Genomic DNA, 25537 nt, shown 5'->3' on the forward strand with positions numbered 1-25537 from the left:
GCGTCCATGGTGGGCCCGTGTCGTGACCCTGTGTCGCGAAATGGGTCGATATCGCTCGCAAGGAGTACGGAGCGTGAGCGGACTGCGAGGATGTGACTGCGTTCCGTCATCGGCTGCGGGCGGAACCGGGCATCGCACGCGTTTGGGAGGATCGGCCCGTGCCGTCCGCTCCCCCGCTCCCGGCCCCGCCGCGGGCCGCCCGCACCGCCGTCGGCACCTGGTTCTTCCTCAACGCGGTGCTGTACACGAACCTGCTGCCGCGGCTGCCGGAGCTCAAGGACGCCCTGCAGCTGAGCAACGCCGCTCTCGGCACGGCCCTGGCGGCCGGTCCGCTCGGCGCGCTGACCGCCGCGCTCTGGTCCGCCCCGCTGATCCGGCGCCTCGGATCGGGGCGGGTCGCCGCCTACGGGCTGGTGGTGCTGGCCGCGGCCATGACCGCGGTGGCGGCGGTGCCCACGTGGCCGGCCCTGGCCGGCGTGCTCTTCCTGGCCGGCGCGGTGGACGCCCTGGTCGACGTCGCGCAGAACGCGCACGGGCTGCGGGTGGAGCGGCGCTACGGGCGGTCGATCTTCCACGCCTTCCACGGCCTCTGGAGCCTCGGCGCCGTCGCCGGCGCGCTCGTCGGCTCGGCTGCCGCCGGGCTGGCCGTGCCGCTGCCCTGGCACCTGGGCGCCGTCGGCGTGCTCGCCTCCCTCACCGCCGTGCTGGCGGCGCGGGCGATGCTGCCCGGGGCGGACGAGGACGATCGCGCGCCCGGGTCCGCCGGCGCGGGCGTGCCCCTGGTCCCGCGCTCGCGCACCGCACTGCTGCTCGGCGCCCTGGGGCTGCTGGCCGCTGCCGGGGTGTTCGTGGAGGACGCCGGCGCATCGTGGAGCGCGCTCTACCTGCGCGAGGACCTCGATGCCGCGCCGGCGACGGCCGGGCTCGGTCTGGTCGCGCTCCAGACGACGATGACGCTGGGCCGGCTGACCGGCGACCGGGTGGTGGACCGCGTCGGCCAGCGCGCCGTGACCCGGTCCGGCGGCGTCCTGATCGCCGTGGGCATGGGGGCCGCCCTGGCCTTCCCCTCCGTGCCGGGAACCCTGGCCGGCTTCGCCCTGGCCGGGCTGGGGGCGGCGACCGTGGTTCCGGCGGCCTATGCCGCGGCCGACCGGCTGCCGGGGCTGCCGCCCGGTGCGGGGCTGTCGATGATCAACTGGCTGCTGCGGGTCGGGCTGCTCGCGTCCCCGCCGCTGGTCGGGGTGGTCGCCGACGCCAGCGGCCTGCGCGTGGGGCTGCTGACCGTGGTCGCCGCCGGCGTGGTCATGGTCGTCGCGAGCGGTGCGCTGGCCGCCCGCAGCCGCCGCGCCGCCGCCGGTCGCTGACCCGCCCACGGGCATCCCGAGGGTGCCGTCGGGCGGCCTCGCCGCACCGCCGGCATCCTCTCGATCCCTCTCGCACACCCCCGGAGACGACGGCCCGGACGTGTGTAGTGTCCGCCTGGTTAGGTGAGGCTAACCTACGTGAGAGGGCCATCCGTGACAGAGCACCAGCCGACCACCCACCTCTTCTCGGGCGCGACGGTCGACCACTATGCCGCCGTCGTGACCGCCGCGCTCGGCGCGCTGACCGACCGGGTGCGCGTGGTCCGCCGGCCCCGCTCGGGCGCCCCCCAGGAGGACCTCGCGGAGCTGGTCGACGGCATCGACCTCGACGCCCCGCTCGGCGACACGTTCTCCGCGCTCAAGGAGACCTCGCGCCTCTACCTGGAGCACGCCGTGTGGTTCCACGAGCCCGGCTACGTCGCCCACCTCAACTGCCCGGTCGCCATCCCGGCCCTCGCGGCCGACCTGCTGGCCTCGGCGGTCAACACGTCGGTGGACACCTACGACCAGTCGACGACCGCGACGCTCATGGAGCGCCGCCTCATCGCCTGGGCCGCCGGCCGCGCCGGGCTCGGCCCGCTCGCCGACGGGGTGTTCACCAGCGGCGGCACCCAGTCCAACCTGCACGCCCTGCTGCTCGCCCGCGACGAGACGCTCGCCGCGCTCCCCGGCGGCCGGCTGCCCGGAGGCGCCCGCCTGCGCATCCTCGCCACCGACCAGGCGCACTTCAGCGTCGTCAAGGCCGCCCGCCTGCTCGGCCTCGGCGGCGACGCGGTCGTGACCGTCCCGACAGACGGTCACCACCGGATGGACCTGGCCGGGCTGCGCCGCACGGTGGCCGCGGTCCGGGCCGCCGGCGACGTCGTCATGGCGGTCTCCACCACCGCCGGGACGACCGACCTCGGCCGGATCGACCCGCTGCCCGCCGTCGCCGACGTCTGCGCCGAGGCCGGCGTCTGGCTGCACGTCGACGCCGCCTACGGCGGGGGCCTGCTCGTCTCGCGCCGCAACCGGCACCTCGTCGACGGGATCGAGCGCGCCGACTCGGTGACCGTCGACTTCCACAAGACCTTCTTCCAGCCCGTGGCCTCCTCGGCGGTGCTGGTGCGCGACGGCGCGACGCTGCGGCACGGCACGCACCACGCCGACTACCTCAACCCCCGTGGCGAGCGGGCACCCAACCAGGTCGACCGCAGCCTGCAGACGACGCGGCGCTTCGACGCGCTCAAGCTGTGGGTGACGTTGCGCGCCATGGGCGCCGACGCCATCGGCGAGGCGTTCGACGCCTGCCTCGACCTCGCCGCGGGCGTGCACGCGGAGCTGGCCGGGGACGCCGACTTCGAGGTGCACAGCGCGCCGACCCTCAGCACCGTGCTGTTCCGCTACCGTCCGGCCGGACCCGACGGCGCCCTCGACCCGGTCGAGGCGGACCGGCTCGTCGCCGGCATCCGCGAGCGGCTGTTCGACGAGGGCGAGGCCGTCGTCGCCCGCACCGTCGTCGACGGCCGGCCCTGGCTGAAGTTCACCCTCCTCAACCCCGGGACCACCCGGGCGGACGTGCGTGCCGTCGTCGGCCTGGTCCGCGAGGCCGGCGACGACCTGCTGGCGCGGGCCCGCGTCCTCGAGGGGGTGCCGGCGTGAACGACGCGCAGGTGCACGACTTCGTCGCCGTCGGGATCGGGCCGTTCAACCTGGGGCTCGCCGCGCTCTGCGCCCCCGTGCCCGACCTCTCCGGGGTGTTCCTGGACGACTCCGAGGAGTTCTCCTGGCACCCGGGGATGCTCATCGAGGGCACGACGCTCCAGGTGCCGTTCCTCGCCGACCTGGTCACGATGGCCGACCCGACGTCGCCGTACTCCTACCTCGCCTACCTCAAGGCGACCGGCCGGCTGTACCCGTTCTTCATCCGCGAGGACTTCCAGCCGCTGCGGGCCGAGTACGACGCCTACTGCCGCTGGGTCGCCGAGCGGGTCCCCGGCCTGCGCTGGGGCCGCCGCGTCGAGCGCGTCGAGCACGCCGACGGCGTGTACCGGGTGACCGCCCGCGTCGTCGCGACCGGTGCCGAGGAGGTCCACCTCGGGCGGCGACTGGTGCTCGGCGCCGGGACGGTGCCGTCGGTCCCCGCCCCGCTGCGCGACCTGCCGGGCCCGGCCTGGCACACCGCGCAGTACCTCCAGCACAAGGAGGAGCTGCAGACCCTCGGGCACGTCACCGTCGTGGGCAGCGGGCAGAGCGCGGCGGAGGTCTACCTCGACCTGCTCGAGGACGCCGACCGGTTCGGCTACCGCGTCGACTGGGTGACCCGCGCCCCCCGGTTCTTCCCCATGGAGGTCACCAAGCTGACCCTGGAGATGACCTCGCCGGAGTACGCGCGCTACCACCACGCCCTGCCGATGGCGCGCCGCGACGCCCTCGCCCGCGAGCAACGGCACCTGTTCAAGGGCATCAGCGGCGACCTGGTCGACGCCATCTACGACACGCTGTACCGGAAGGGCCGGCGCGGCGAGGTGCCGACGTCGCTGCTCACCGGCGCCGAGGTGACCGGTGCCCGCTGGGACGCCCTGCGGCGCGAGTACGTCCTGGAGCTGCACCACGAGGAGCAGGGCCGCACGGTCGCGCGCACCACGCGGGGCCTGGTGCTGGCCACCGGCTACCGCGCGGAGGTGCCGATGTTCCTCGACCCGGTGCGCGACCGCATCCGGTGGGACGCCCGCGGCCGCTACGACGTCGCCTTCGACCACTCGATCGACGTCGACGGGCGGGAGATCTACGTGCAGAACGCCGAGGAGCACACCCACAGCCTGCTCAGCCCGGACCTCGGGATGGGGCCCTACCGGAACTCGGTGATCATCAACGCCATGTGCGGCCGCGAGGTCTACGTCGTGGAGGAGCACATCGCCTACCAGTCCTTCGGCGTCGAGGACGCCGCCGAGGTGGGCGCCGACCCGCTGGTGGCCCTCGGGGCCGCCCGGTGAACGCCGGCACGCCGGTCGGGCTGCTCACGCTCGAACCGCTCGACGTCGACCGCGACCTCGACCTGCTGCACACCTGGGTCACCTCCCCCCGGTCGGCCTACTGGCTGATGCAGGAGTGCGGGCGCGACGAGGTGCACGATGCCTACGCGGCGATCGCCGCCGATCCGCACCACGACGCGTGGCTGGGCCGGGTCGAGGGCGTGCCGACGTTCCTCGCCGAGACCTACGACCCGCAGCACCGCGAGCTCGCCGGGGTGTGGGAGGCCTCCCCCGGCGACGTCGGCATGCACCTGCTGGTCGCGCCGCCGACCGGTGACCGGGTCCCGGGCCTGACGTCGGCGGTCATGGCGGCGGTCGTGCAGTTCTGCCTGGACCGGCCCGGCGCCCGCCGGGTCGTGGTCGAGCCCGACGCGCGCAACGAGGCGATCCGGGCGAAGAACCGGGCGGCCGGGTTCGTCGAGCACGGGCCGCTGGATCTCGGCCACAAGACGGCGATGCTGAGCACCTGCACGCCCGAGGCCTTCGCGGCCAGCGAGCTGGGGGCGATGCTGCGATGACCGCGACCCCGACCGAGCAGAGGTTCGCCGCGGCGGCACACCTCGAGCCGGCCGCGATGGCCCGGGCACACCGGCACGTCGTCACCAAGGCGCTGTCGGAGTTCGCGCACGAGCGGCTGGTGACGCCCGGTCCGGCCGAGGGGCCGGCCGGCGCCTCCGGGCGGACCTGGTGGAAGCTGCCGACGGGCGACGGCGTGTGCTACCGGTTCGCCGCCCGGGTGCTGCCGCTGGAGCACTGGGACGTCGACCCCGCCTCGGTGACCCGGACCGTCGACGGTGCCGAGGCGCCCCTGGACGCCCTCGCGCTGATCGACGAGCTGCAGCCCGACCTCGGCATCCCCGACGCACTGCTGGCCACCTACCTCGAGGAGGTCAGCGCGACCCTCGCCGGGGTGGCCTGGAAGCTGCACCACCGCCGTGCCGACGCCCGAGAGCTGGCCCGCGCCGACCTGCAGACCGTCGAGCGGTCGATGACCGAGGGCCATCCGGCGTTCGTGGCCAACAACGGGCGGATCGGCTTCGGACTGGCCGACACCGCCGCCTACGCGCCCGAGGCCGGGGAACCCGTCCGGTTGGTGTGGGTGGCGGCGCGCCGCGAGCACACCCACCTGGCGTGCGGGGACGGCGTCGACGAGGGGCTGCTGTACTCCGGGCAGCTCGGCGAGGAGCAGCTCGAGCGCTTCGCGCGGCGGCTGCGGGAACTCGGCCTGGACCCGGCCGACTACCGCTACCTCCCCGTGCACCCGTGGCAGTGGGAGCACCGGCTGGCGGTCACCTTCGCGGCGGACGTCGGCCGGCGCGACCTGGTCCCGGTGGGCCGGAGCGAGGACCGCTACCAGGCGCAGCAGTCGATCCGGACCTTCTTCGACCTGGACCGCCCCGACCGGCACTACGTGAAGACGGCGCTCGCGATCCAGAACATGGGGTTCCTGCGGGGCCTCTCCCCGGCCTACATGCGCCCCACCCCCGCCATCAACGACTGGGTGGCCTCGGTGGTCCGGTCCGACGCCGAGCTCGCCGGCGCCGGGTTCGACGTGCTGCGCGAGCTGGCCGCGATCGGCTACACCGGCGACGCCTACCACCGGATGGCGGCGCGCGGGATCCGCTCGCCCTACCAGCGGATGATCGCCGCGCTGTGGCGGGAGAGCCCGGTGCCCCGGCTGGCTGCCGACGAGCGGGCGATGACCATGGCCGCACTGCTGCACCGCGACGCCGAGGGGCGCTCTCTGGTGGGCGGACTGGTCGCGGACTCCGGCCTGGGTGCGCGGGCCTGGGTGCGCCGCTACCTGGACGCCTACCTGCGGCCCGTCGTCCACTGCCTGCTCGCCCACGACCTCGCGTTCATGCCGCACGGGGAGAACGTCATCGTCGTGCTGAGCGGCTCGACGCCGGCGCGGGTGTTCATGAAGGACGTCGGCGAGGAGGTCGCGGTCTTCGGCGACCGACCCCTGCCGGCGGAGATCGAGCGCATCCGGGTCGACGAGCCCGACGACGTCCGGCTGCTGTCGGTGTTCACCGACGTCTTCGACGGCTTCCTCCGCTACCTGTCCGCCGTGCTGGACGGGGACGGTCTGCTGCCCGCGGACGAGTTCTGGCCGGTCGTGGCCGAGTGCCTGCTGGCGCACCGGGCGGCGCACCCGGAGCTGCACGAGCGGTTCGACCTGTTCGCGCCGGAGTTCGCGCACTCGTGCCTCAACCGGCTGCAGCTGCGCAACACTCTGCAGATGGTGGACCTCGCCGACCAGACCTCCTCGCTGCAGTACGCCGGAACGCTGGCCAACCCGGTCGCGCCCTTCGGCCCCCGCCGATGAGCGTGGAGCGCGACGCCTGGGGCGTGCCGACGGTGCGCGCGGGATCGTTCGACGAGCTGGCCCGGGAACAGGGACGGGTCACCGCCGTCGACCGTGCCTGGCAGCTCGAGGTCGAGCGGTGGCGCAGCGAGGCGACACTGGCGGCGCACGTCGGCGCGGCCGGGCTCCCGTGGGACACCTTCGCCGCCCGGGCGCGGCTCGACGACACCGCCCGCCGGTGCCACGCGGCGCTCGACCCGGCCACGCGGGCGTGGGTCGAGGCGTACGTCGAGGGCGTGCGGGACGGGCTGGCCGAGGGGGCGGCGCGGTCACCGGAGCTGCGCGCCCTCGGTCTCGGCGCCGGCCGCTGGCAGCCGTGGACGCCGCTCGGGATCTTCCTCGTCCAGCACGTCCTGTTCGGGACGGTCGGATCGAAGCTGTGGCGCGGCCACCTGCTGCGCTCCTTCGGGCCCGGGCTGGGCCCGGAGCTCGCCGTCGCCCTGGGGTTGGGGCCGCCGGAGGGCAGCAACGCGGTGGCGGTCACCGGCACCCGCACGGCATCGGGGCTGCCGCTGGTGGCGGGCGACCCGCACCGGGTCCTGGAGCGCCCCGGCGTCTACCAGCAGGTGCGGCTGGTCTGCGACGAGGTCGACGTCGTCGGGCTGGCGTTCCCCGGGGTACCCGGAGTGGCTCACTTCGGGCACACCGGCACGGTCGCCTGGGCGGTGACCAACGCGATGGCCGACTACCAGGACCTCTACCGGGAACGGCTGCGCCGCGACGACGACTCGGTGCAGGCGCACGGGCCCGAGGGCTGGGAGCCGGCGGAGGTCAGCACGGTGCGGCTGGCCGTGCGCGACGGCGAACCGGTGGACGTCGAGACGGTGGAGACGGCACGGGGCCCCGTGGTGGTGCCCTCGTGGGGGCCCGACGAGGCCCTGTCGCTGCGCACGCCGAGCCGGGTCGATGCCGCGCTCGGGTTCGAGGCGCTGCCGGCGCTGCTGCGGGCGCGCACCGCGGGTGACGTCGAGGCGGCGCTCGCCTCCTGGATCGAGCCGGTGAACGCCTACCTCGTCGCCGACACCACCGGTGACGTCCGCCAGCTCGTGGCCGGCCGGGTGCCGGACCGCGCGACCGCCAACGGCTGGTACCCGGTTCCTGCGTGGGAGGCGGCGTCCGCGTGGCGGGGCACCCATCCCGTGCCGGCCGGGCAGCGGGTGACCGACCACGCGCCCTGGGACGGCGTCGCGGTGACCGCCAACGACGCGCGGCCCGACGTCGCGCGGTTCGGCACCGTCTTCGCCCCGCCGCACCGGGCCGCCCGGCTGCGCGCCCTGCTGACCGGCCGCACCGGGCTGACCGTCGACGACCTCGCGGCCGTGCTGGTCGACACCAGCGCACCGCCCACCGGAGCGGTCGACCTGCTCCTGGACTCGGCGTTCCCGGCGGAGGGCACGCCGGCGGCCCACCTGCTCGCCGCGGTCAGGACCTGGGACCGGCGGATGGACGCCGGCAGCGAAGGAGCCGGCGCCCTCGCCGCCTGGCGCTCGGCTCTCGTCCGGCGGATCGCTGCCCTGCCGCTGCTCGCTCCGGCGCACGTGCCGGCGGGGCTGCCGGAGGTCCTGGCGCCGTGGCTCGACCCCGTCGAGCGGATCGGGACCTCGCTCTCGCGACTGCTCGGCGTGCTCCCCGAGGTCGGGGTGGACGTGGCGGAGCTGGCCCGCCAGGCACTGGACGACGCCGCCGCGGCCGGGCCTGCGGAGTGGGGCGGGAGTCATCGCCTGCACACCGTGCACTCGCTGGACGGCACCGGCTGGGAGGACGCCGTCGTCCGCCCCGCCGACGGGACCCCGCTGTCGGGCGACACCGACTGCGTGCTGGCCACCGCCAGCGTGCCCGGGGTGACCGACCTGTCCTTCCGCGGGCCGGTCGCCCGCTACGTCTGGGACCTCGCCGACCGCGGCGCCAGCCGCTGGGTGGTCCCGCTGGGTGCCGACGGCGCACCCGGCCCGCACGCCGAGGACCAGACCCCGCTGTGGGTCCGCGGCGACCTCGTCCCCGTTCCCGCATCCCCGGAGGAGCTCCCGTGACCGATGCCCGCCTCGTCGAGGGGCCCGTTCCGTTCGGGTCCGATCGCACGATGACCGTGCGCGTGCTCGACCCGGAGGGGGACGCGCCGCTCGTGCACTCCTGGGTGCGGGAGGAGCGCGCCCGGTTCTGGGGCATGACCGACCACACCGAGGAGCAGGTGCGGGAGATCTACGGGTTCGTCGACTCCCTGGACACCCACCACGCGTACCTCCTGTCGGTCGAGGGCGTCCCCGTCGCACTGCTGCAGACCTACGAGCCGGCGGAGGACCCGGTCGGCGAGACCTACGCGGTGCAGCCGGGTGACCTCGGCATCCACCTGCTCCTCGCACCGGCCGGCACCCCGGAACGGAACTTCACCCCCCGGCTCTTCGGCGCGCTGGGGCCGGTGCTCCTGCGGGACCCCGCGGTGCAGCGCATCGTCGCGGAGCCGGACGCGGGCAACGCGGCGGCGGTCGCCCGCATCACCCGGCTGGGGTTCGAGCTGGGACCGCTGATCGACCTGCCCGAGAAGAAGGCACAGCTGGCCTTCCTCTCCCGAGAGGTGCTCGAAGGCCTCTCCGCGACCTACGCCTGAGACCGCAGCCGAGCGCGCTGCCACCTCCGCGCAAGACCTCCGGTCCGTCTGTGCACAGGCTTCTGACCTGGGGATTCATCGTGCGGACGTTGGTCGGACCGGCTAGTATTCGTACATGTGTTCGAATGGTTCGGCGGCCCTGGAGGCGGCTCTCGACGAGCTGTCGTCCGAGCGGCTGGACGGGTCGTTCGGGCCGGCTCTGCTGGAGCGGTTCGGGGAGCTGCTGACCCTGCAGAACCGGCTGGCCGCCGAGGTCGCGCGCACGGTGCGCCAGTGCGAGCTGGCCGACGCCGCGGAGTTCGACGGCAAGGCCTCGATGCAGTCCTGGCTGCGTCGGCACGCCCGGTTCTCCGCCCGTGCCGCGTCCTCGCTGGTGCGCACCGGGCGAGCGGTGGAGCACCTGCCCGCGGTGGCCGCGGCGTTCGCCGCCGGTGACATCTCCGCCGAGGCGGTGTCGGTGATCGCGCCGGTCGCCGAACCGAAGAACCTGGCCGCCGCGCAGGACGCCGGTGTGGACCTGGCCGGGGTCGACGAGGCGCTGGCCGAGGTCGCCCGCACCCAGTTCCACCCGGTGCTGCGCCAGGCCGTCGCCCACTACCTGGACCGCCTCGACCCCGACGGAACCGAACCGGACCCCACCGAGCAGCGATCGCTGACGATGGCCACGCACGCCGACGGGTCGGTCAGCGGCCGGTTCGAGCTCGACGCCGTGGGTGGGGAGAAGTTCCAGGCAGCGATCGAGTCGATCCTGCAGGCCAGCCGCCCCGCCGGAGACACTCGCACCCGCGCCCAGCAGTCCGCCGACGCCCTCGTCCAGCTCTGCGACAACCAGCTCGCCGCCGGCACCCTGCCCACGCTGCGCACCTTCAAGCCGCACGTGGTGGTCCGTGTCGACCTCGACGACCTGGTCGACCCGTCGACGGGCCCTGGGGCGGCACGGCTGGGATTCGGGGCCACCATCTCCGCAGCACGGGCCCGCTGGCTGGCCTGCGACGGCACCGTCGCACGCATCGTCATCGGCCCCGACGGCGCGCCCCTGGACCTCGGTCGCTCCCACCGGCTGTTCACCCACCACCTCCGGCGGGCCGTGGAGGCCCGCGACGGTGGCTGCGTCTTCGCCGGCTGCGACGCCCCCGCCCACTGGTGCGACGTCCACCACCTCGTCCACTGGGCCGACGGCGGCGACACCAGCCTCGGCAACGCAGCACTCCTCTGCGAACGCCACCACGGCAAGGTCCACCACGGGTTCCGGATCGAACGAGATCCCGCCGGCCGATGGCACACCCACCGCCCCGACGGCACCGAGATCCACGTCCTGCCCCGCATCACCACCGAACCGGTCACCACCCGCGCCGGCTGAACCGGCCGCTGGGGCGGGGACACGCCCGGGCCGGGAATGGCGCACCGCTCGTTGCCCTTGCTCACCATCGTGCCTGCCCCGACGCTCACCCGGACCCCGGCTTTCTGGACGACGGCCGGGCTCCTGCTGCTGGTGCTCGCCGCCTCGGGTGTGCCCACTCCCCTCTACCGCGTCTACCAGGAGCAGTTCGACTTCGGCCCGGCGACGCTCACCACCGTCTTCGGCATCTACGCCATGGCGCTGCTCGTGGCCCTGCTCGTCGTCGGCGGGCTGTCCGACCACGTGGGGCGCAGGCCGGTCCTCATCGGCGGGCTGCTCCTGCAGGCCGTCGCGATGGTCGTCTTCCTCGCCGCCGGCGGGGTGGGCTGGCTGCTGGCCGCACGCGTGCTGCAGGGCCTGTCCATGGGCGCGCTCACCGGAACCCTCGGCGCGGTGCTGCTCGACACCCAGCGCACCGACCGCCCGCTCGGGGCCCTGGTCAACAGCGCAGCCCCCGGTTTCGGGCTGTCGACCGGCGTCGTCGGCGCCGGCCTCGTGGTCGAGTACGTGGCGAGCCCGACCCGCTGGGTGTTCGCGGCCCTCGCCCTCGCGCTGGTGCTCGGCGCCCTCGCGGTCCCGCTCCTGCCGGAGACCTCGCCCCGCGCGCCGGGTGCGGTCGGCTCGCTGCGGCCCACCGTGCGCGTCCCCCGGTCCCAGCGCCCCGCGTTCCTCGCCGTCCTCCCGGTCCTCGTCGCGGCGTGGGCCCTGGGCGGGCTGTACCTGTCCCTCGGGCCCTCGCTCGCCGCCTCGGTGTTCGGCATCGACGACCACCTCGTCGGCAGCCTGCTCGTCCTGGCCATGCAGGGCTCGGCGGCGGTCGGCGCGGTGCTGGGCCGCGACCTCCTGCACGAGCGCGCCATGGTCCTCGGCGCCATCCTCTTCGCGGTCGGCGTCTCCGGCACGATCGCCGCCCTCGTGACCGTGCAGACGCCCGTGCTCTTCGTCTCGGCCGTCGTCTCGGGGCTCGGCTTCGGCCTTGCCTTCCTCGGCGCGGTTGCCACGGCGAGTGCCGGCGTGGCTCCGGCCGAGCGCGCCGGCCTGATGTCGAGCATCTTCGTGGTCGGCTACCTGAGCTTCAGCCTGCCGGCGATCCTCGCCGGCGCGGTGTCCGCCTCGGTCGGCCTGGAGACGGTCACCGAGATCTACGCGGCGGTGCTCGTCCTGCTCGCGGCCGGGGCGGTGGCCGGTGTCCGGCTCCGCCGCCGGGGCCGCGCGGCCGCCGCCCCCGACGACTCCGGCGCGCTGGCCGCCTGACGCCCGCCGCGGCCTCAGCCCCGCTGGACCGCGTCGAGGAAGGCGTCCACCCGCTCCCGCAGTTCCGCCGCGCGCTCGTCGGCGACCTCCTCGGGGTCCCGGTCGCGCAGCCACGGTGGGATCTCGGTGCGGGCCCGCACGGCGCAGCGGAGATCAGCGCACATGTAGGTGCCCACCGTGTTCCCGTTCCGGCCGGCCTCACCGGTGCGGCGGGCGGTGAACAGCGAGATCGCGTCCCCCGACTGCGCGGTGCGGCACATCAGGCACATGGCCGGGGTGCGGGCCGACATCCGGGTGTCGGCCGCCCGGAGAGCGATCCCCACCGGCCCGCCGTCGCGCTCGACCACGAGGTATCCGCGCAACGGCGCCTTCGGGTCGCGCCAGCCCAGCAGCTCCAGCTCCGCCCACGGCAGGTCGGCGAAGTCCCGGGGCAGCGCCAGACCGGCGGCCTCACCCCGGGAACAGTTCACGAACGACCGGCGCAGTCGCTGCTCGGTCAGGATCTCCACGGTGCTGTGCTCCTCGGGTGGTACGTCGGTACGCCGCGCGATGCTGCCGCACGACCTGCCGCGAGGCGAACGATTTCCGGCCGCCGGCGCCCGCCTCTGTAGCCTGGCAGGAACCGGACACCCCCGGCCCCGCGCCCGGCCGTCCCGGGCGGACGGGTAGGCCGACGCCACGGATGCGGTGTCCCCCCGCTCGAGGAGAACCACCCGTGAGTGCCGTCAGCTCCCCCACCGATGCTGCCCGCTCGGCGGTCGAGGAGGCCGCCCGCCGGCGCACCTTCGCCGTCATCAGCCACCCCGACGCCGGCAAGTCCACCCTGACCGAGGCCCTCGCGCTGCACGCCCGCGTGATCGGCCAGGCCGGCGCGGTCCACGGCAAGGCCGGCCGCCGCGGCACGGTGAGCGACTGGATGGAGATGGAGCGCGACCGCGGCATCTCCATCACCTCCGCGGCCCTGCAGTTCGGCTACCGCGACGCCGTCATCAACCTGCTCGACACCCCCGGCCACGCCGACTTCTCCGAGGACACCTACCGGGTCCTCACCGCCGTCGACGCCGCGGTGATGCTGGTCGACGCCGCCAAGGGCCTCGAAGCGCAGACCATGAAGCTCTTCGCCGTCTGCAAGCACCGCGGCATCCCGATCGTCACCGTGATCAACAAGTGGGACCGGCCGGGCAAGGACGCCCTCGAGCTCATGGACGAGATCACCGAGCGCACCGGCCTGACCCCGACCCCGCTCACCTGGCCGGTGGGCATCGCCGGCGACTTCCGCGGCGTGCTCGACCGGCGCACCGGCGACTTCCGCCGGTTCACCCGCACCGCCGGCGGCGCCACGATCGCCCCCGAGGAACTGCTCTCCGCCGCCGAGGCCACCGCCCAGGAGGGCGATGTGTGGACGACGGCCGAGGAGGAGGCCGAGCTGCTCACCGAGTCCGGCCAGAACCACGACCAGGAGTCCTTCCTCGGCGGGGTCAGCACGCCGGTCCTGTTCGCCTCGGCCGTGTCCAACTTCGGCGTCGGCGCCCTGCTGGACACCCTCGTCGACCTCGCCCCCGCCCCGGTCGGGCGGCCCGACGCCGAGGGCGCGGTCCGGGACCTGGCCGCCCCGTTCAGCGCGTTCGTGTTCAAGGTGCAGTCCGGCATGGACGCCGCCCACCGCGACCGGCTGGCCTACATCCGGATCTGCTCGGGCGTCTTCGAGCGGGGCATGGTCGTCACCCACGGCCGCACGAAGCGACCGTTCGCCACCAAGTACGCCCAGCAGGTGTTCGGCCGCGACCGCGAGGTCGTCGACCTCGCCTACCCCGGTGACGTCGTCGGCCTGGTCAACGCCAACGCGCTCGGCGTGGGCGACAGCCTCTACAGCGACAAGCCGGTCACCTATCCCCCGCTGACCACCTTCGCACCCGAGCACTTCGCCGTGGTGCGCAGCAAGGACACCGCGAAGCACAAGCAGTTCCGCAAGGGCATCGAGCAGTTGGACTCCGAGGGCGTGGTGCAGGTGCTGCGCTCCGAGCGCCGGGGCGACGGCTCCCCCGTGCTCGCCGTCGTCGGACCGATGCAGTTCGAGGTGGCCACCCACCGGATGGAGCACGAGTTCAACGCCGCGGTGCACCTGGACCGGCTGCCCTACAGCCTGGCGATGCGCACCGACGAGGAGTCCGTGCCCCTGGTGGCCGCCTCGGGCGGCACCGAGGTGGTCCAGCGCTCCAACGGCGAGCTGCTGGCGCTGTTCACCGACAAGTGGGCGCTGCGGATGCTGCAGCAGCGGCACTCGACCATCACGCTCGAGCCACTGGTCGCCGCGCAGCTGGCCTGATCCTCAGGGCAGCAGCGTCCGGTAGACGTCCCGGGCGTGGTCGAAGACGAGGAAGTGCCCCTCGCCGGCCATCCAGTGCGCCGAGCAGTTCGGGAGCATCGTGCTGAGCAGCTGCCCGAGGACGACGGGCACCTGCCAGTCCTGCGTCCCGTGCCAGATGTGCACCCGCTGGCGCACCTCGCCCAGCGGGAACCCCCAGGGGCGGAACAGCAGTGCCCGGTCCTCGGCCAGGGCGGCTGTGCCGGCGCGCAGACCCTCGGTGAAGGTGGTGGCCAGCACCTGCCGGACCACCGGCCGGCCGATGACCCGCCGGTCGGCGGCGTTCAGGCGGAGCTGCAGGTAGCGCGGGATCAGCGCCGGACGCAGCCCCAGGGGCGCGAAGACCGGCCGCAGCACCGTCGCCAGCTGCGCCGGCCGGTGCAGCCCCGACCGCACCCGGGACGGGATCCAGCGTGGCCAGGGCCACGGGACGTCGGGCGGCGGCGCCCCGCCCAGGATGCCGACGGTCCGCACGCGGTCCCCGAACGCGTGCGCGCAGGCCAGCGCGTACGCCGCTCCGCCGGAGAGGCTCAGCACCGCGAAGCGGTCCACCGCGAGGGAGCGGAGCAGCTGCCGCACGTCGTCGGGCCAGTCCACGACGCGACGGCCCGGCATCGGGTCGGACCGCCCGAACCCGGGCCGGTCGGGGACGATCAGCCGCACGCCCCAGCGCCGGTAGTCCTCCGGGTCCTCGACGTGCCGCTCCAGCCGCGAGCTGGGCGAGCCGTGGCAGCCGAGGACCGGCTCGCCGTCGGGGTCGCCGTACTCGGCGTACGCCAGCGTCCGGCCGTCGCCCAGCCGGATGCTGCCTTCCCGTGGTCCTGCGTGCATGCGCCCCCTCTACCCCGATAGCGTGCGCGCCATGGCTGTCGACCCCCGCGGCGCGGACCTGAAGCGCTATCTGCAGGAGGACCCGGGCGGGCCCGTGGTGATGCTGAACCTGCTGCGTTTCGCCGAGGGCGGCCGCGAGCTCTACGCGCAGTACGCCGCGGCACTGCGCGACACCTTCCTGGCGCGTCACGGCGGCGAGGTCCTCTACGCCGGCGACGGGTCGACCTCGCTGGTGGCCGAGGACGGTCAGGCCTGGGACGCCGTGCTGCTGGTCCGCTACCCCTCCCGCGCGGCGTTCAGCGCGATGGTCGCCGACCCCGAGTACCAGCAGGTCACCGAGCTGCGCACCCGCGCGCTCAGCGAGGCCGTGCTGCAGGCGACCATCCCCTGGTGACCGTCAGCCGGCCAGCACCGCCCAGCCGTGGGCGGCCAGCCGTACCCGGTCGCCGCTGACCTGCGCCGCTCCGGCGAGCGTCGCCCCGGTCCCCCGGACCGGGACGTCGGCACCGCTGTCGTCCAGGTTGAGGACGACGACGAGCCGCTCACCGTCGCCGGCCACCTCGTAGGCCAGCTGCCGGTTGTCCAGGTGGAGCGTGCGGGTGCGGGCGGTGTGCAGCCACCGGTGCCGGCGGCGCAGCCCGATCAGCTCCTGGTGCAGCCGGTAGGTCGGCAGTCCCAGCGCCGAGAGCTCCGCCGGCGTGGCCGGGAAGGGTGGGCGGACGGCGTCGTCACCACCGGCCCGGTCCTCCTTGACGCCGCGGAACGCGTGCTCGTCCCCCGCGTAGACCGCAGGCGTGCCACCGGTGGTGAGGAGGACGACCAGCGCGTGCGCCAGGTGCCGCTCGTCGTCCAGCCGGCTGGCGATGCGGGTGACGTCGTGGTTGCCGAGGAACGTGTACGGGGTGAACCGGTCGAGGAACTGCCCGTGCCGGGTGAGCGCCGCGTCGAGCTCGTAGAAGTTGCCGTCGTTGAGCGAACTCCAGACCGCCTTCCACAGCTCGTACTGCGTGACCGAGTCCAGGTGCCCCTCGGTGACCACCTGCGCGTAGTCCCCGTGGATGACCTCGCCCATCAGGTAGGCCCGGGGGTGGCGGGCCCGCACACGGTCGGCCACCCGCGACCAGAAGGTCGTCGGCACCGCGTAGGCGGCGTCCAGCCGCCAGCCGTCGGCGCCGCGGTCCAGCCAGTGCGTCATGGCCTCGACGACGAGGTCCTCCACCTCCGGCGCCGAGTGGTCCAGCGCCACCAGGGCGGCATGGCCCTCGAAGTCGTCGTAGCCCGGCTCGGTGCCCGGTGCCCAGGGGCCGTCGGGCCACCGCAGCCGGAACCACGACGCGGTCGGCGCCGACGGCCCCTGCTCCAGCACCGCACGGAACGCCGGGTGCCCGCGGCCGACGTGGTTGAAGACGCCGTCGAGCAGCAGCCGCAGGCCGCGCTCCCGGCAGGCGGCGAGCAGCCGGTCGAAGTCGGCGTCGTCGCCGAGCCGAGGGTCGATGCGCAGGTGGTCGACGGTGTCGTAGCCGTGGGTCTCCGAGTCGAACACCGGGCCGAGGGCCAGCCCGGAGGCGCCCAGCTCGAGCGCGTGGTCCAGCCAGGCGCCCAGGTGGTCCAGCCGGTGGGCCACCGGCCGGTCGGTCTCCCGGCTCCGCTCCGCCCCCACGAAGCCCAGTGGGTAGACGTGCCACCAGACGGCGTCCCGCACCCACTCCGGTCCGTTCACGCGGCCGCCCGCGCCTCCGCTCGCCATGGCGGCGATGCTGCCCTACGACCGCCGGCGCCACCCGCCCGAGGGACTCGCCGCCACCGCGGCGCCGTCGTCGCAGGTGGGTGCGGGTAGAGTCCGTCCCGGTCGCTGTTGCGCCTCTGCTTTCGTTCTTGGACGTCCGCAGTCGTCTCTGCCTGACGTTCCTCTCGGTCCTGCCGGTCGGTGCGGCGGCCCCACCACCGGCGCGTGCCGGCGGTGGACACCTCCCAGCACGGAAGAAGAACGAACATGGCTCAGGGCACTGTGAAGTGGTTCAACGCGGAGAAGGGCTTCGGGTTCATCGCCCAGGACGGCGGCGGCGCCGACGTCTTCTGCCACTACTCCGCCATCGTCAGCGACGGCTACCGCTCCCTCGACGAGGGCCAGCAGGTCGAGTTCGACGTGACGCAGGGCCAGAAGGGCCCGCAGGCGGAGAACGTCCGCCCGCTCTGATGTGAGCACTCGACGGGGTCACGGCGCACTGCGCCGTGGCCCCGTCGTCGTATCCGGCACCCCCACCCGAGGAGCACCCATGGCCGAACACGTCGGACTCTGCGCGGACGCGCCGCTGGGCTGCCCCTGCCGGGGGGACGCCGCGATCCACGAGGACCGCTCGCGGGCCCTGGCCGAGGCGCGGGCGGCCGCTGCCGAACCGGTCGAGTGCCCCGAGTGCGGCGCGGCCACCACGCCGGTCTCCATCGCCACCTGGGGCAACTGCCGCGCGTGCCGCACCGCGCACTCCCGCTCCACCCATCCGCTGCGGTGGTGACGATCGGTCACAATGGGCCGGTCCCCCAGCGACGATGCAACGACAGCGGAGACCCGTGACCGACCGCCTGCCCGAGCCCGACTACCGACGGGTCTTCGACGCGGCTCCGACGCCGTTCATCCTGCTCACGCCCGACTTCGACATCGTGCACGCCAACGAGGCGCGCCTCCGGGCCACCGCCACCACGCTCGAGGACACCGTCGGACGGAACCTGTTCGACGTCTTCCCGATGAACCCCGACGACCCGGCGGCCGACGGCCTGGTCAACCTCAAGGCCTCCCTGGAGCGGGCCCGGGACACCCGCCGACCGCACACCATGGCGATCCAGAAGTACGACATCGCCATGCCCGACGGCCGGTTCGAGGAGCGCTTCTGGAGTCCGCGCAACGTGCCGATCCTCCACGACGACGGCGAGGTGGCGCTGATCCTGCACCGCTCCGACGACATCACCGAGTACATCCGCGACCGGGACGACGCCCGCGACGAGGCAGCCCGGGGTCAGGAGTGGCGGGACCGCGCCGCGCGGGTCGAGGGCGACCTGTACGCGCGCACCCGGGAGCTGGAGCAGCTGAACGCCCGCCTGCTGGCCCTCACCGAGCGGGAGCGGCGCACGGCCCGGGCGCTGGCCGGGCTGGCCCGCACCGTCTCGGCGCTGGCCGCGGCAGAGAGCCGCGCCGACCTCTTCCGGCTGCTGGCCGACCACGGCGGCCCGGGCCTCTCCGCCGACCTGCTCGCCGTGGCCGTCGCGCAGCCGGGCAGCAGCGAGCTGCGCGTCGTCGACGGGCGCGGCAGTGGCCGGCGCATCCCCGCCGGTTCCGACTCCCCCCTGGCGGTCGCCGCCCGCGGCCGGCCGGTCCTGGTCCCGGACGCCGACCACCACTCGACCGCCCCGGCCCCCGCGGCCGGGCTGCGCGCGTGGGCGGTCCTGCCCATGCGGACCGGCGACCGCGTCCTGGGCTCGCTGGCCGTCGGCTGGCACGGACCCCACCCCCTCGAGGACGACGACGTCCGCGTGCTCGAGGCGTTCGCGGCGCAGTGCGCGCAGGCCCTGGACCGCGTGGCGCGGCTGGAACGCGAACGCCGGCAGGCCGCCGCCACCCGCAACCTGGCCGAGGCGCTCCAGCGCTCGATGCTCACCGAGCCGCCGCAGCCGCCCGGGCTGCGCATCGCCGTCCGCTACCGGCCCGCCGCACGTGAGGCCGAGGTAGGGGGCGACTGGTACGACGCCTTCACCGCACCCTCCGGGGCGACCACCCTCGTGGTCGGCGACGTCACCGGGCACGACCGCACGGCCGCCGCGGTGATGGGTCAGCTGCGCAACATGCTGCGCGGCGTCGCCCACGCGGTGGCCGGGGACCCGGCGCAGGTGCTGACCGCCCTCGACCGCGCGGTGGTCGACCTGGGCGTGACCACCCTCGCCACGGCGGCGCTCGCCCACGTCGAACCGCCGGAGGCTCCCGGCGGCGCGCCCGTCCTGCGCTGGTCCAACGCCGGCCACCCACCGCCGCTGGTGGTGGGGCCGCGGGGTGAGGCCGTGCTGCTCGAACGGCCCCGCAACCTGCTGCTCGGCGTGGCCCCGTGGACCGGCCGGCAGGCCCACGCGCTGCCGCTGGAGCCGGGGTCGACCGTCGTCCTCTACACCGACGGCCTGGTGGAACGGCGCGACGCCACCCTCGACGACGGGTTCGAGCGCCTGCTCGCCGCGGCCACCGACCTGCACGCCCTCTCGGCGGAGGAGACCTGCGACGCGCTGCTCGACCGGCTCGAGCCCGACTTCACCGACGACGTCGCGCTGCTGGTCCTCCGCGTGACCGCCTAGCGGTCCCCGCCCGCCAGGAGGTGGGTGCCGAAGAAGCGCAGGATCCGCGCCCAGGCGTCCTCGGCCGAGGGCTGGTGGTAGCTGAAGCCGGTGACCCGCTCGATGATGGCGAACGGCCCGCTGTTGTGCCGGTTGAGGAAGGAGTGCCCGGCGTCGGGGTACTCGACGACGTCGTGGGGCACGTCCAGCGCGTCGAGCGCTCCCCGCAACCGGTCCGCGGCGCCGCGCAGCACCGGGTCCCGGCGGCCGTAGCTGGCCACCACCGGGCAGGCGCCCTCGAGCACCCGCTCGGCGTCCGCGGGTACGAAGCCGTAGTTCGGCGAGGCCGCGTCGAAGCCGCGGGTCGCAGCCAGGAGCGCGAACCCACCACCCATGCAGAAGCCGACCACGCCGACGCGTCCCGTGCAGTCGGGGAGGTCCGCCGTCCAGCGGCGGGCCGCGTCGATGTCGCCGAAGGCCGGTCCCGAGCGGCGCAGCAACGAGCGGAAGGTCCCTTGCAGGCAGCGGAGCGCTCCCCCGGCGGTGAACAGGTCCGGCGCCACGGCGAGATATCCGGCCGCGGCCAGCCGATCGGCCTGCTGGCGGATGTCGTCGGTGAGCCCGAAGGCCTCGTGCAGCACCACGACGCCCGGCCACGGCCCCTCGCCGACCGGCGGCCGGCTCACGTACGCCCGGAGTTCCGGCGCGCTCGCCGCACCGGGGATCGAGGTCATGGGCACGAGCAGTCCTTCCGCCGGGGTCCGACCGACGCTAGCCGGGGCGGCGCCGCACCGCCCGGCGGACCGGGTCAGAGGCCGACGGCCACCGTGGCCGCCAGCTCGCGGACCGCCTCCAGGTCCGCCGCCGACGGCGCGCCGGTGAGGCTCAGCGGCGCGGCGACCCGCTTCCAGCGCAGCGCCCCGGTGATCCGCTCGACCGCGGTCAGGGCACCCGCCGTGTCGTCGTTGCCGTGCACGTAGACGCCGTAGGGCAACCCCGGCGTCGCGTCCAGGCACGGGTAGTAGACCGTGTCGAAGAAGTGCTTCAGCGCTCCCGACATGTACCCGATGTTCGCCGGTGTCCCGAGCAGCACGCCGTCGGCCGCCAGCAGGTCGGCGGGGCCGGCGGACAGCGCCGGGCGCAGGACGAGCTCCACGCCCTCCACCATCGCCACCCCCTCCTTGACCGCCTCGAGCACCGCCTGCGGCGCGGGCGAGGGCGTGTGGTGGACGACGAGCAGGCGCGGCACGCCCGCATCATCGCGCACGGCCGGCGCGGCGCGGATCATGCGGGCATGCACCTGGTCCTCGAGTACGCGCTGGCCGACGACTACCTGGCCCGGCGGGCCGCCCTGCGGGAGGAGCACCTCGCGCTGGCGCGCGCGGCTCACGACCGCGGTGAGCTGCTGCTCGCCGGCGCCCTGCCCGACCCCTACGACCGGGCACTGCTGGTCTGGACGGCGCCGCACGAGGTCGTGGAGCGGTTCGTCGCCGCCGACCCCTACGTGCGCGAGGGGCTCGTGACCTCGTGGGCGATCCGCCCGTGGAGCGTGGTCATCGGGTGACCGGCCGCAGCTGGGCGTAGCTGCGGGCCAGGTCGGGCAGCTGGGCGTGCGCGTTGAGCCCGCTCGGGTTCGGCACCACCCAGGTCTGCGCGCCCCCGAGCCGCTCCTCCTGCAGGCCGGCGGTCGCCCGGGGGCGACCGAACGCCGTCCGCCACGCGGTGATGCCGAGGACGGCGAGCACGCGGGGCCGGTAGGTGCTGACCAGGCGCTCCAGCGCCGCGGCCCCTGCGATCAGCTCGTCCGCGGTCAGCTCGGCCGCGGCGCGGGTGGGCCGGTCCACCAGGTTAGTCACGCCCAGACCGTGGGCCAGCAGCTCGCGGTCCTCCTCCGGCCGCAGCCGCCGCGGGGTGAGGCCGGCCAGGTGCAGCGCCGGCCAGAACCGGTTGCCCGGCCGCGCGAAGTGGTGCCCCCGCTCCGCCGACATCAGCGACGGGTTGATCCCGCAGAACAGCACGTCCAGCCCCGGCGCCACGATGTCGGGCAGGGGCTTGGCGGGCACCCCGCCATGATCCCCGACCGGCTACGGGCGGTCGATCTCGGCGAACAGCGGGCGTCCCACCTCCGGGTCGGCGAGCAGGCGGCCAAGGTCGGTGGTGTTGCGGGACACCGACACCAGGAGGCGGCCGGAGGTGAGCGCGACCTCGGGGTGCGCCAGCGGGGCGTAGGTGAGCTCGCCGGTGTCGAAGCCCGCGGGTGACTCCAGGGCACGCCTGGGGGTCCACGGACCGGTGGGGGCCGGCGCCGTCCAGGTGTAGACGAAGTCGCTGATGTCGCCGTCGCGCTTGGAGACCGCCACCCACTCCCCGTCGACCTGGTCGACCGAGAGGGTCTGGGAGACCCCGCCGACCGCTCCGAGCACCGGCGTGGCCCGCGCCTGGTCGGGCTGCCAGGTCCGGCCGTCCCAGAAGCGCCAGGTGCTCCGGTCGCTCGGGGTTCCCACCGGCACGCGCGCCACGAAGAGCTGACGACCGAACTCCCCCGGCCGGCCGGTGAGCCGGGTGCCGTACACGTAGAACCAGTCGTCCTGGACCGTGGCTGCCGCTCCCCAGTTCACCTGGGTGAGGTCGCCGCTGTCCGGCGTGACCTCCACGATCTCGCGCAGCTGCGGCACCCCGTTGTCGCCGACGACGAACACCGCCGCCGACGTGCCCCGGAACTCGAAGTCGAAGGGGCCGCCGTCCCCCCGGTCGGTCCGGCCGCAGAGGACCACGACCACGTCGCGCACTCCGGCGCGGGCCAGCTCGGGACGAGGCGGCAGCACGACCACCGACATGGGCCAGCGGACCTCCCCCTCGGTGACGTCGGGCACGACCGGGCCGCCGTCGGGGGTGACCAGCTGGGTGATGCAGGTACCGGCGGACAGCAGCATCGAGTTGGCCACGATGCGCGGCTCGGTACCGGCGCTCCGGACGGTGTCGCCGAAGACCCACACGAGCCGGCCGTCCGCGAGGCGAGCGCTGGCCCCGATGTCGGCGGCCTGCCACCCCGGCAGGTCGGCCCGGGCGACCACCTGGTTGACCAGGTCGGCGCTGACCACCGGCCGCTCGCTCACCGTCGGGCACTGCGGGGACAGCGCGTTCCCGGCCGGCTGCGGGGCGGGGTCGAGGTCACGCGCGGCCGAGGGCACACAGCCGGCCACCAGGAGCAGGACAGCGGCCGACAGCAGCAGGGACGACCGGGGCACGGGGTCATCGTGACCCACGGCGGCGTTCCTGCGGCGCGACGCGCTGGGCCCGTCCGGGGGCTACCGGTAGCTGAGCAGCTCCCGGCGCGGGCCGGTGACGTGCGCGTGGTCGTTGAACGCGAGCAGGGTCAACCCGGCACCCCCTGCCAGCACGGAGGTGACCCCGACGTTCACCGCCGCCCGGTTCAGCGCCACCACGGCGTCGGCTCCGGCACCCAGCAGAGCGGCGGCGACCGCGGCGATCACCCCGCCGGAGCTCACCACGACCGCGTCACGCCCCGGCCCCAGCCCCGCGGCCAGGTCGCGCACCGCCGCCAGCGCGCCGGAGGAGAACGCCGGCCACCCGTCGGCGTCGCCCGCGGCGATCCAGGACCGCAGCGCGCCGTCGAGCAGCTGCTGGACATGCTTCGTCCCCGGCTCCCCGTCCGGGGCGCCACCCGGGTAGCGCTCCAGCAGATCGACGTGGTCGTACTCGTCCAGCCGGGGATCCGGCCGGGCCGGCGCCGAGAAGCCGGCGGCCTCGGCCAGCAGCGTCGCGGTGTCCCGCTGACGCAGCAGCGAGCCGGAGACGACCAGGGGCTCGCGCAGCTCGCGCCGGCGCAGCTCCTCCCCCACGCACCGCGCCTGCTCCCGGCCGAGATCGCTCAGCACGTCGTAGTCCTCGGCCCCGAACGAGGCCTGCCCGTGCCGGACCAGGCAGATCAGCGGCATCCGGCCAGCCGCTCGGCGCGCTGAAGCAGGACTGCGGCCGCGATCCCGAAGTGGGCGAAGCGGGGGTTGGTCGTGTGCCCGGAACGGAACCGCGCCCAGATCTGCTGGATGATCACGGCCAGCCGGAAGAGACCGAACACCTCGTAGAAGGTCCAGTTCTCCGCCCGGAGGCCGGTGCGGGCGAGGTACCGCTCGACGAGCTGCTCGCGGGTCGGCATGCCCGGCAGCGTGCTCGGCTGGGTGGAGACCAGGCCGAACTCCTCGTCGTCGTCGGCGGTCACCCAGTAGGCCAGCGACGCACCGAGGTCCATCAGCGGGTCGCCGACCGTGGCCATCTCCCAGTCGAGGACACCGGTGATCCGCGGCGTGCCGGAGAGGTCCAGGACGAGGTTGTCGAGCTTCCAGTCGCCGTGCAGCAGGCTGGCGCGCACGTCGGCCGGCTGGTTGGCGGCCAGCCAGCCCATGAGCTCCTCGGCCGGGGGGACGTCGTCGGTGAGCGCGTCGCGGAAGCGGCGCGACCAGCCCTCGACCTGGCGGCGCACGTAGCCCGGCCCCTTGCCCAGGTCGCCCAGCCCGGCCGCCTCGACGTCGATCGAGTGCAGGTCGGCCAACGTGTCGTAGGCCGTCTCCCCCAGGACCCGAGCCTGCTCGGGCGAGAGCTCCACGTCCTCGGGCAGCTTCCGCCCCAGGACGACGCCGCGCAGCCGCTCCATCACGTAGAAGTCGCTGCCGATGACCGACGGGTCCTCGCAGAAGCCGAAGATCTCCGCGACGACGTCGAGGTGCGGGCGCAGCCGCTGCTGCACGCGCACCTCGCGACCCATGTCGTGCGCGGAGGCGGCCTTGTGCCCGTGCGGCGGGCGGCGCAGCACCAGCTCGAGATCGCCGTAGTCGAGCAGGTAGGTCAGGTTGCTCGCGCCGCCGGAGAACTGACGGACCTGCGGTGCGCCACGGCCCTCGAGGGCGGGCACCCGCGGCGCGAGCCAGGTGTGCACGGCCTCGACGTCGAAGGCGTCCTCGGGGCGGACCTCGCGGAGTCGGTTCTCGCTCATCGGGCTCATCCCACCACGAGCCGTCCGGGAGCGCGCCGCCTCCCTCGCTGCCGCGGCGGCGCGCGGCAGGGTGGCGGGCCGTCAGTGCGCCGTCGCAGCCCGTGCCGCCACCCCGGTGCCCCCGCCGGGACGACAGACCGGCCGGTCTCGGATTCCCCCGGATCGACGCGCGCGGCAGTAACCTGCCGACAGGTCGAACCCCCGGCCACTCGTCACGTACGACGTGACCGGCCGGGCGGATCCTCGAGGATCCTCGGCCACGGCAGGAGACATGCCATGGCACTACCAGTGAGCAGTCCGGTCGAACTGCCCCTCGATGTCCGACCGATCCCCTTCCAGTGTCGGTCGACCTCGTCGCGGCCACGGTGACCGTCGCCGGGGAGCTCGACCAGCAGACGGCCCACCACGTGCTCGACGGGCTGAGCGCCCTCACCGCCACCGGTCACCGGCTGTGGGCGATCGACGTCGGAGCGGTGACGTTCTGCGACGCGGCGGGTCTCCGCCTGCTGCTGACCGGCCACCACCTCGCCCGCCGGCACGGCAGCGCACTGGTCCTGGACCGGCCCAGCCGGTGCGTGCACCGGCTCATCCGCCTGGTCGGTCTCGACACCGTGCTCACCGTCCGGACCGACCAGCCGGTACCGCCCCCCGCGGCCGGGGGCCGGCGCCCACTGCCGCACGGAGGGGCGCTGCGCTCCCCCCGACGGATCCAGGCAGTGCCCGCGCCATCGGGTCCGGCGGAGGAGTGACGGTCCCGCCGCTACTGGACGGGTGACTCCGGCGGGGGCAACTGGAACCCGCGCTGCTCGTCGACGGAGACGACACCGTCGACGCCGGTGAGCGCGCCGAGGGTGCCGTGCGGGACCGAGCCGGTGATGATGCCGAGGCCGTCGAGGACCTGGTCGACCTGCATGCCGCGGGCACGCAGCTCCTGGACGACGCCGTCCAGGGCGGCCAGGTGACCGTCGTCGACGGTGACGCTGACGTGGGTCATGCCGCGCAGGCTACGCGGCAC

Annotated in this window: 26 protein-coding genes; 16 read left to right on the plus strand and 10 right to left on the minus strand. The window is 74.8% G+C overall.

Features of this window, described 5'->3' with window-relative positions; all coding sequences use genetic code 11:
• Positions 1-158: 158 nt before the first annotated feature.
• The 9 genes from DQ237_RS01645 to DQ237_RS01680 all read left to right on the plus strand — a co-directional run bounded on the left by DQ237_RS01645 (position 159) and on the right by DQ237_RS01680 (position 12004).
• Entirely contained in the window at positions 159-1364 is a 1206-nt protein-coding gene (locus tag DQ237_RS01645; protein ID WP_113796466.1) for an MFS transporter, read from the plus strand.
• Positions 1365-1517: 153 nt separating this feature from the next.
• The gene (locus DQ237_RS01650) at positions 1518-3005 is read left to right on the plus strand and encodes an aspartate aminotransferase family protein (protein WP_113796468.1); all 1488 of its coding nucleotides are present in this window, start codon (positions 1518-1520) and stop codon (positions 3003-3005) included.
• Positions 3002-4339 (plus strand): lysine N(6)-hydroxylase/L-ornithine N(5)-oxygenase family protein, encoded by a 1338-nt coding sequence (locus DQ237_RS01655; protein ID WP_113796470.1) that lies wholly within the window; start codon positions 3002-3004, stop codon positions 4337-4339. Before DQ237_RS01650 ends, DQ237_RS01655 begins: the two co-directional genes overlap by 4 nt.
• A complete protein-coding gene (locus DQ237_RS19545; RefSeq protein ID WP_166509449.1) occupies positions 4336-4896 on the plus strand; it encodes a GNAT family N-acetyltransferase in 561 nt (186 codons plus the stop codon). Before DQ237_RS01655 ends, DQ237_RS19545 begins: the two co-directional genes overlap by 4 nt.
• Positions 4893-6707, plus strand: coding sequence for an IucA/IucC family siderophore biosynthesis protein (locus tag DQ237_RS01660; RefSeq protein ID WP_240619328.1), 1815 nt, complete (start codon positions 4893-4895; stop codon positions 6705-6707). The genes DQ237_RS19545 and DQ237_RS01660 overlap by 4 nt, the downstream gene beginning before the upstream one ends.
• A complete protein-coding gene (locus DQ237_RS01665; RefSeq protein ID WP_113796472.1) occupies positions 6704-8776 on the plus strand; it encodes a penicillin acylase family protein in 2073 nt (690 codons plus the stop codon). Before DQ237_RS01660 ends, DQ237_RS01665 begins: the two co-directional genes overlap by 4 nt.
• Positions 8773-9351 carry a GNAT family N-acetyltransferase gene (locus DQ237_RS01670; RefSeq protein ID WP_205730028.1) on the plus strand — a complete coding sequence of 193 codons (579 nt, stop codon included), beginning with the start codon at positions 8773-8775 and terminating at the stop codon, positions 9349-9351. The genes DQ237_RS01665 and DQ237_RS01670 overlap by 4 nt, the downstream gene beginning before the upstream one ends.
• 115 nt (positions 9352-9466) lie before the next feature.
• Positions 9467-10711 carry an HNH endonuclease signature motif containing protein gene (locus DQ237_RS01675; RefSeq protein WP_113796473.1) on the plus strand — a complete coding sequence of 415 codons (1245 nt, stop codon included), beginning with the start codon at positions 9467-9469 and terminating at the stop codon, positions 10709-10711.
• Between the two features lie 69 nt (positions 10712-10780).
• The gene (locus DQ237_RS01680) at positions 10781-12004 is read left to right on the plus strand and encodes an MFS transporter (RefSeq protein WP_240619329.1); all 1224 of its coding nucleotides are present in this window, start codon (positions 10781-10783) and stop codon (positions 12002-12004) included.
• Positions 12005-12018: 14 nt separating this feature from the next.
• Here DQ237_RS01680 and DQ237_RS01685 read toward each other — a convergent pair whose 3' ends face one another.
• A complete protein-coding gene (locus DQ237_RS01685) occupies positions 12019-12513 on the minus strand; it encodes an FBP domain-containing protein (RefSeq protein WP_113796477.1) in 495 nt (164 codons plus the stop codon).
• Between the two features lie 206 nt (positions 12514-12719).
• On the opposite strand from DQ237_RS01685, the gene DQ237_RS01690 reads away from it, so the two are divergent.
• On the plus strand, positions 12720-14330 hold the full coding sequence (locus tag DQ237_RS01690; protein ID WP_240619330.1) for a peptide chain release factor 3: 1611 nt from the start codon (positions 12720-12722) through the stop codon (positions 14328-14330).
• Positions 14331-14333: 3 nt separating this feature from the next.
• Here DQ237_RS01690 and DQ237_RS01695 read toward each other — a convergent pair whose 3' ends face one another.
• Positions 14334-15200: an alpha/beta fold hydrolase gene (locus DQ237_RS01695; protein ID WP_113796481.1), complete on the minus strand. Its 867-nt coding sequence runs from the start codon at positions 15198-15200 to the stop codon at positions 14334-14336.
• Between the two features lie 31 nt (positions 15201-15231).
• Between DQ237_RS01695 and DQ237_RS01700 the strand changes: the two genes are divergently transcribed.
• A complete protein-coding gene (locus DQ237_RS01700; RefSeq protein WP_113796483.1) occupies positions 15232-15594 on the plus strand; it encodes a DUF1330 domain-containing protein in 363 nt (120 codons plus the stop codon).
• A gap of 3 nt (positions 15595-15597) precedes the next feature.
• Here DQ237_RS01700 and DQ237_RS01705 read toward each other — a convergent pair whose 3' ends face one another.
• Positions 15598-16947, minus strand: coding sequence for an alpha-amylase family glycosyl hydrolase (locus tag DQ237_RS01705; protein WP_113796485.1), 1350 nt, complete (start codon positions 16945-16947; stop codon positions 15598-15600).
• A 246-nt stretch (positions 16948-17193) separates the two neighbouring features.
• On the opposite strand from DQ237_RS01705, the gene DQ237_RS01710 reads away from it, so the two are divergent.
• The 3 genes from DQ237_RS01710 (at position 17194) to DQ237_RS01720 (ending at position 19532) form a co-directional block, all read left to right on the plus strand.
• Entirely contained in the window at positions 17194-17397 is a 204-nt protein-coding gene (locus DQ237_RS01710; protein ID WP_104524457.1) for a cold-shock protein, read from the plus strand.
• A gap of 79 nt (positions 17398-17476) precedes the next feature.
• Complete coding sequence (locus DQ237_RS01715) at positions 17477-17713, plus strand: hypothetical protein (protein WP_113796487.1); 237 nt, start codon at positions 17477-17479, stop codon at positions 17711-17713.
• 55 nt (positions 17714-17768) lie between these two features.
• On the plus strand, positions 17769-19532 hold the full coding sequence (locus DQ237_RS01720; RefSeq protein WP_205730029.1) for a SpoIIE family protein phosphatase: 1764 nt from the start codon (positions 17769-17771) through the stop codon (positions 19530-19532).
• Here the strand turns inward: DQ237_RS01720 and DQ237_RS01725 are convergent.
• Together DQ237_RS01725 and DQ237_RS01730 are read right to left on the minus strand one after the other, a co-directional pair.
• Positions 19529-20245, minus strand: coding sequence for a dienelactone hydrolase family protein (locus tag DQ237_RS01725; protein WP_113796491.1), 717 nt, complete (start codon positions 20243-20245; stop codon positions 19529-19531). The genes DQ237_RS01720 and DQ237_RS01725 overlap by 4 nt on opposite strands.
• Before the next feature lie 74 nt (positions 20246-20319).
• Positions 20320-20760, minus strand: coding sequence for a flavodoxin family protein (locus DQ237_RS01730; RefSeq protein WP_113796493.1), 441 nt, complete (start codon positions 20758-20760; stop codon positions 20320-20322).
• Here DQ237_RS01730 and DQ237_RS01735 point away from each other — a divergent pair.
• Positions 20737-21075, plus strand: a complete 339-nt coding sequence (locus DQ237_RS01735; protein WP_240619331.1) for a YciI-like protein — start codon at positions 20737-20739, stop codon at positions 21073-21075. The two genes, DQ237_RS01730 and DQ237_RS01735, sit on opposite strands and share 24 nt — an antisense overlap.
• Here DQ237_RS01735 and mug read toward each other — a convergent pair.
• The 4 genes from mug to DQ237_RS01755 are packed head-to-tail and all read right to left on the minus strand — an operon-like array spanning position 21065 to position 24522.
• Positions 21065-21574: a G/U mismatch-specific DNA glycosylase gene (gene mug / locus DQ237_RS01740; RefSeq protein WP_113796495.1), complete on the minus strand. Its 510-nt coding sequence runs from the start codon at positions 21572-21574 to the stop codon at positions 21065-21067. The two genes, DQ237_RS01735 and mug, sit on opposite strands and share 11 nt — an antisense overlap.
• A gap of 21 nt (positions 21575-21595) precedes the next feature.
• Positions 21596-22759, minus strand: a complete 1164-nt coding sequence (locus tag DQ237_RS01745) for a DUF4185 domain-containing protein (RefSeq protein ID WP_113796497.1) — start codon at positions 22757-22759, stop codon at positions 21596-21598.
• A 60-nt stretch (positions 22760-22819) separates the two neighbouring features.
• Positions 22820-23470, minus strand: a complete 651-nt coding sequence (locus tag DQ237_RS01750; RefSeq protein ID WP_113796499.1) for a histidine phosphatase family protein — start codon at positions 23468-23470, stop codon at positions 22820-22822.
• Positions 23461-24522 (minus strand): phosphotransferase family protein, encoded by a 1062-nt coding sequence (locus DQ237_RS01755; protein WP_113796501.1) that lies wholly within the window; start codon positions 24520-24522, stop codon positions 23461-23463. Before DQ237_RS01755 ends, DQ237_RS01750 begins: the two co-directional genes overlap by 10 nt.
• 338 nt (positions 24523-24860) lie before the next feature.
• Here DQ237_RS01755 and DQ237_RS01760 point away from each other — a divergent pair, with 338 nt between their 5' ends.
• On the plus strand, positions 24861-25271 hold the full coding sequence (locus DQ237_RS01760) for an STAS domain-containing protein (protein WP_166509450.1): 411 nt from the start codon (positions 24861-24863) through the stop codon (positions 25269-25271).
• Positions 25272-25282: 11 nt separating this feature from the next.
• On the opposite strand, the gene DQ237_RS01765 is transcribed toward DQ237_RS01760, so the two are convergent.
• Entirely contained in the window at positions 25283-25516 is a 234-nt protein-coding gene (locus tag DQ237_RS01765) for a hypothetical protein (RefSeq protein WP_113796505.1), read from the minus strand.
• Between the last annotated feature and the right edge of the window lie 21 nt (positions 25517-25537).

The organism is Blastococcus sp. TF02-8, from assembly GCF_003319175.1.
In the GTDB taxonomy this organism is placed as follows: Bacteria; Actinomycetota; Actinomycetes; order Mycobacteriales; family Geodermatophilaceae; genus Blastococcus.

Excerpts from the sequence above, each read along its gene's own strand:
- DQ237_RS01660 (WP_240619328.1), top strand. The coding sequence starts at position 4,893 with ATGACCGCGACCCCGACCGAGCAGAGGTTCGCCGCGGCGGCACACCTC.
- DQ237_RS01665 (WP_113796472.1), top strand. The coding sequence starts at position 6,704 with ATGAGCGTGGAGCGCGACGCCTGGGGCGTGCCGACGGTGCGCGCGGGA.
- DQ237_RS01675 (WP_113796473.1), top strand. The coding sequence starts at position 9,467 with ATGTGTTCGAATGGTTCGGCGGCCCTGGAGGCGGCTCTCGACGAGCTG.
- DQ237_RS01695 (WP_113796481.1), bottom strand. The coding sequence starts at position 15,200 with ATGCACGCAGGACCACGGGAAGGCAGCATCCGGCTGGGCGACGGCCGG.
- DQ237_RS01700 (WP_113796483.1), top strand. The coding sequence starts at position 15,232 with ATGGCTGTCGACCCCCGCGGCGCGGACCTGAAGCGCTATCTGCAGGAG.
- DQ237_RS01705 (WP_113796485.1), bottom strand. The coding sequence starts at position 16,947 with ATGGCGAGCGGAGGCGCGGGCGGCCGCGTGAACGGACCGGAGTGGGTG.
- DQ237_RS01710 (WP_104524457.1), top strand. The coding sequence starts at position 17,194 with ATGGCTCAGGGCACTGTGAAGTGGTTCAACGCGGAGAAGGGCTTCGGG.
- DQ237_RS01715 (WP_113796487.1), top strand. The coding sequence starts at position 17,477 with ATGGCCGAACACGTCGGACTCTGCGCGGACGCGCCGCTGGGCTGCCCC.
- DQ237_RS01725 (WP_113796491.1), bottom strand. The coding sequence starts at position 20,245 with ATGACCTCGATCCCCGGTGCGGCGAGCGCGCCGGAACTCCGGGCGTAC.
- DQ237_RS01750 (WP_113796499.1), bottom strand. The coding sequence starts at position 23,470 with ATGCCGCTGATCTGCCTGGTCCGGCACGGGCAGGCCTCGTTCGGGGCC.
- DQ237_RS01755 (WP_113796501.1), bottom strand. The coding sequence starts at position 24,522 with ATGAGCGAGAACCGACTCCGCGAGGTCCGCCCCGAGGACGCCTTCGAC.
- DQ237_RS01765 (WP_113796505.1), bottom strand. The coding sequence starts at position 25,516 with ATGACCCACGTCAGCGTCACCGTCGACGACGGTCACCTGGCCGCCCTG.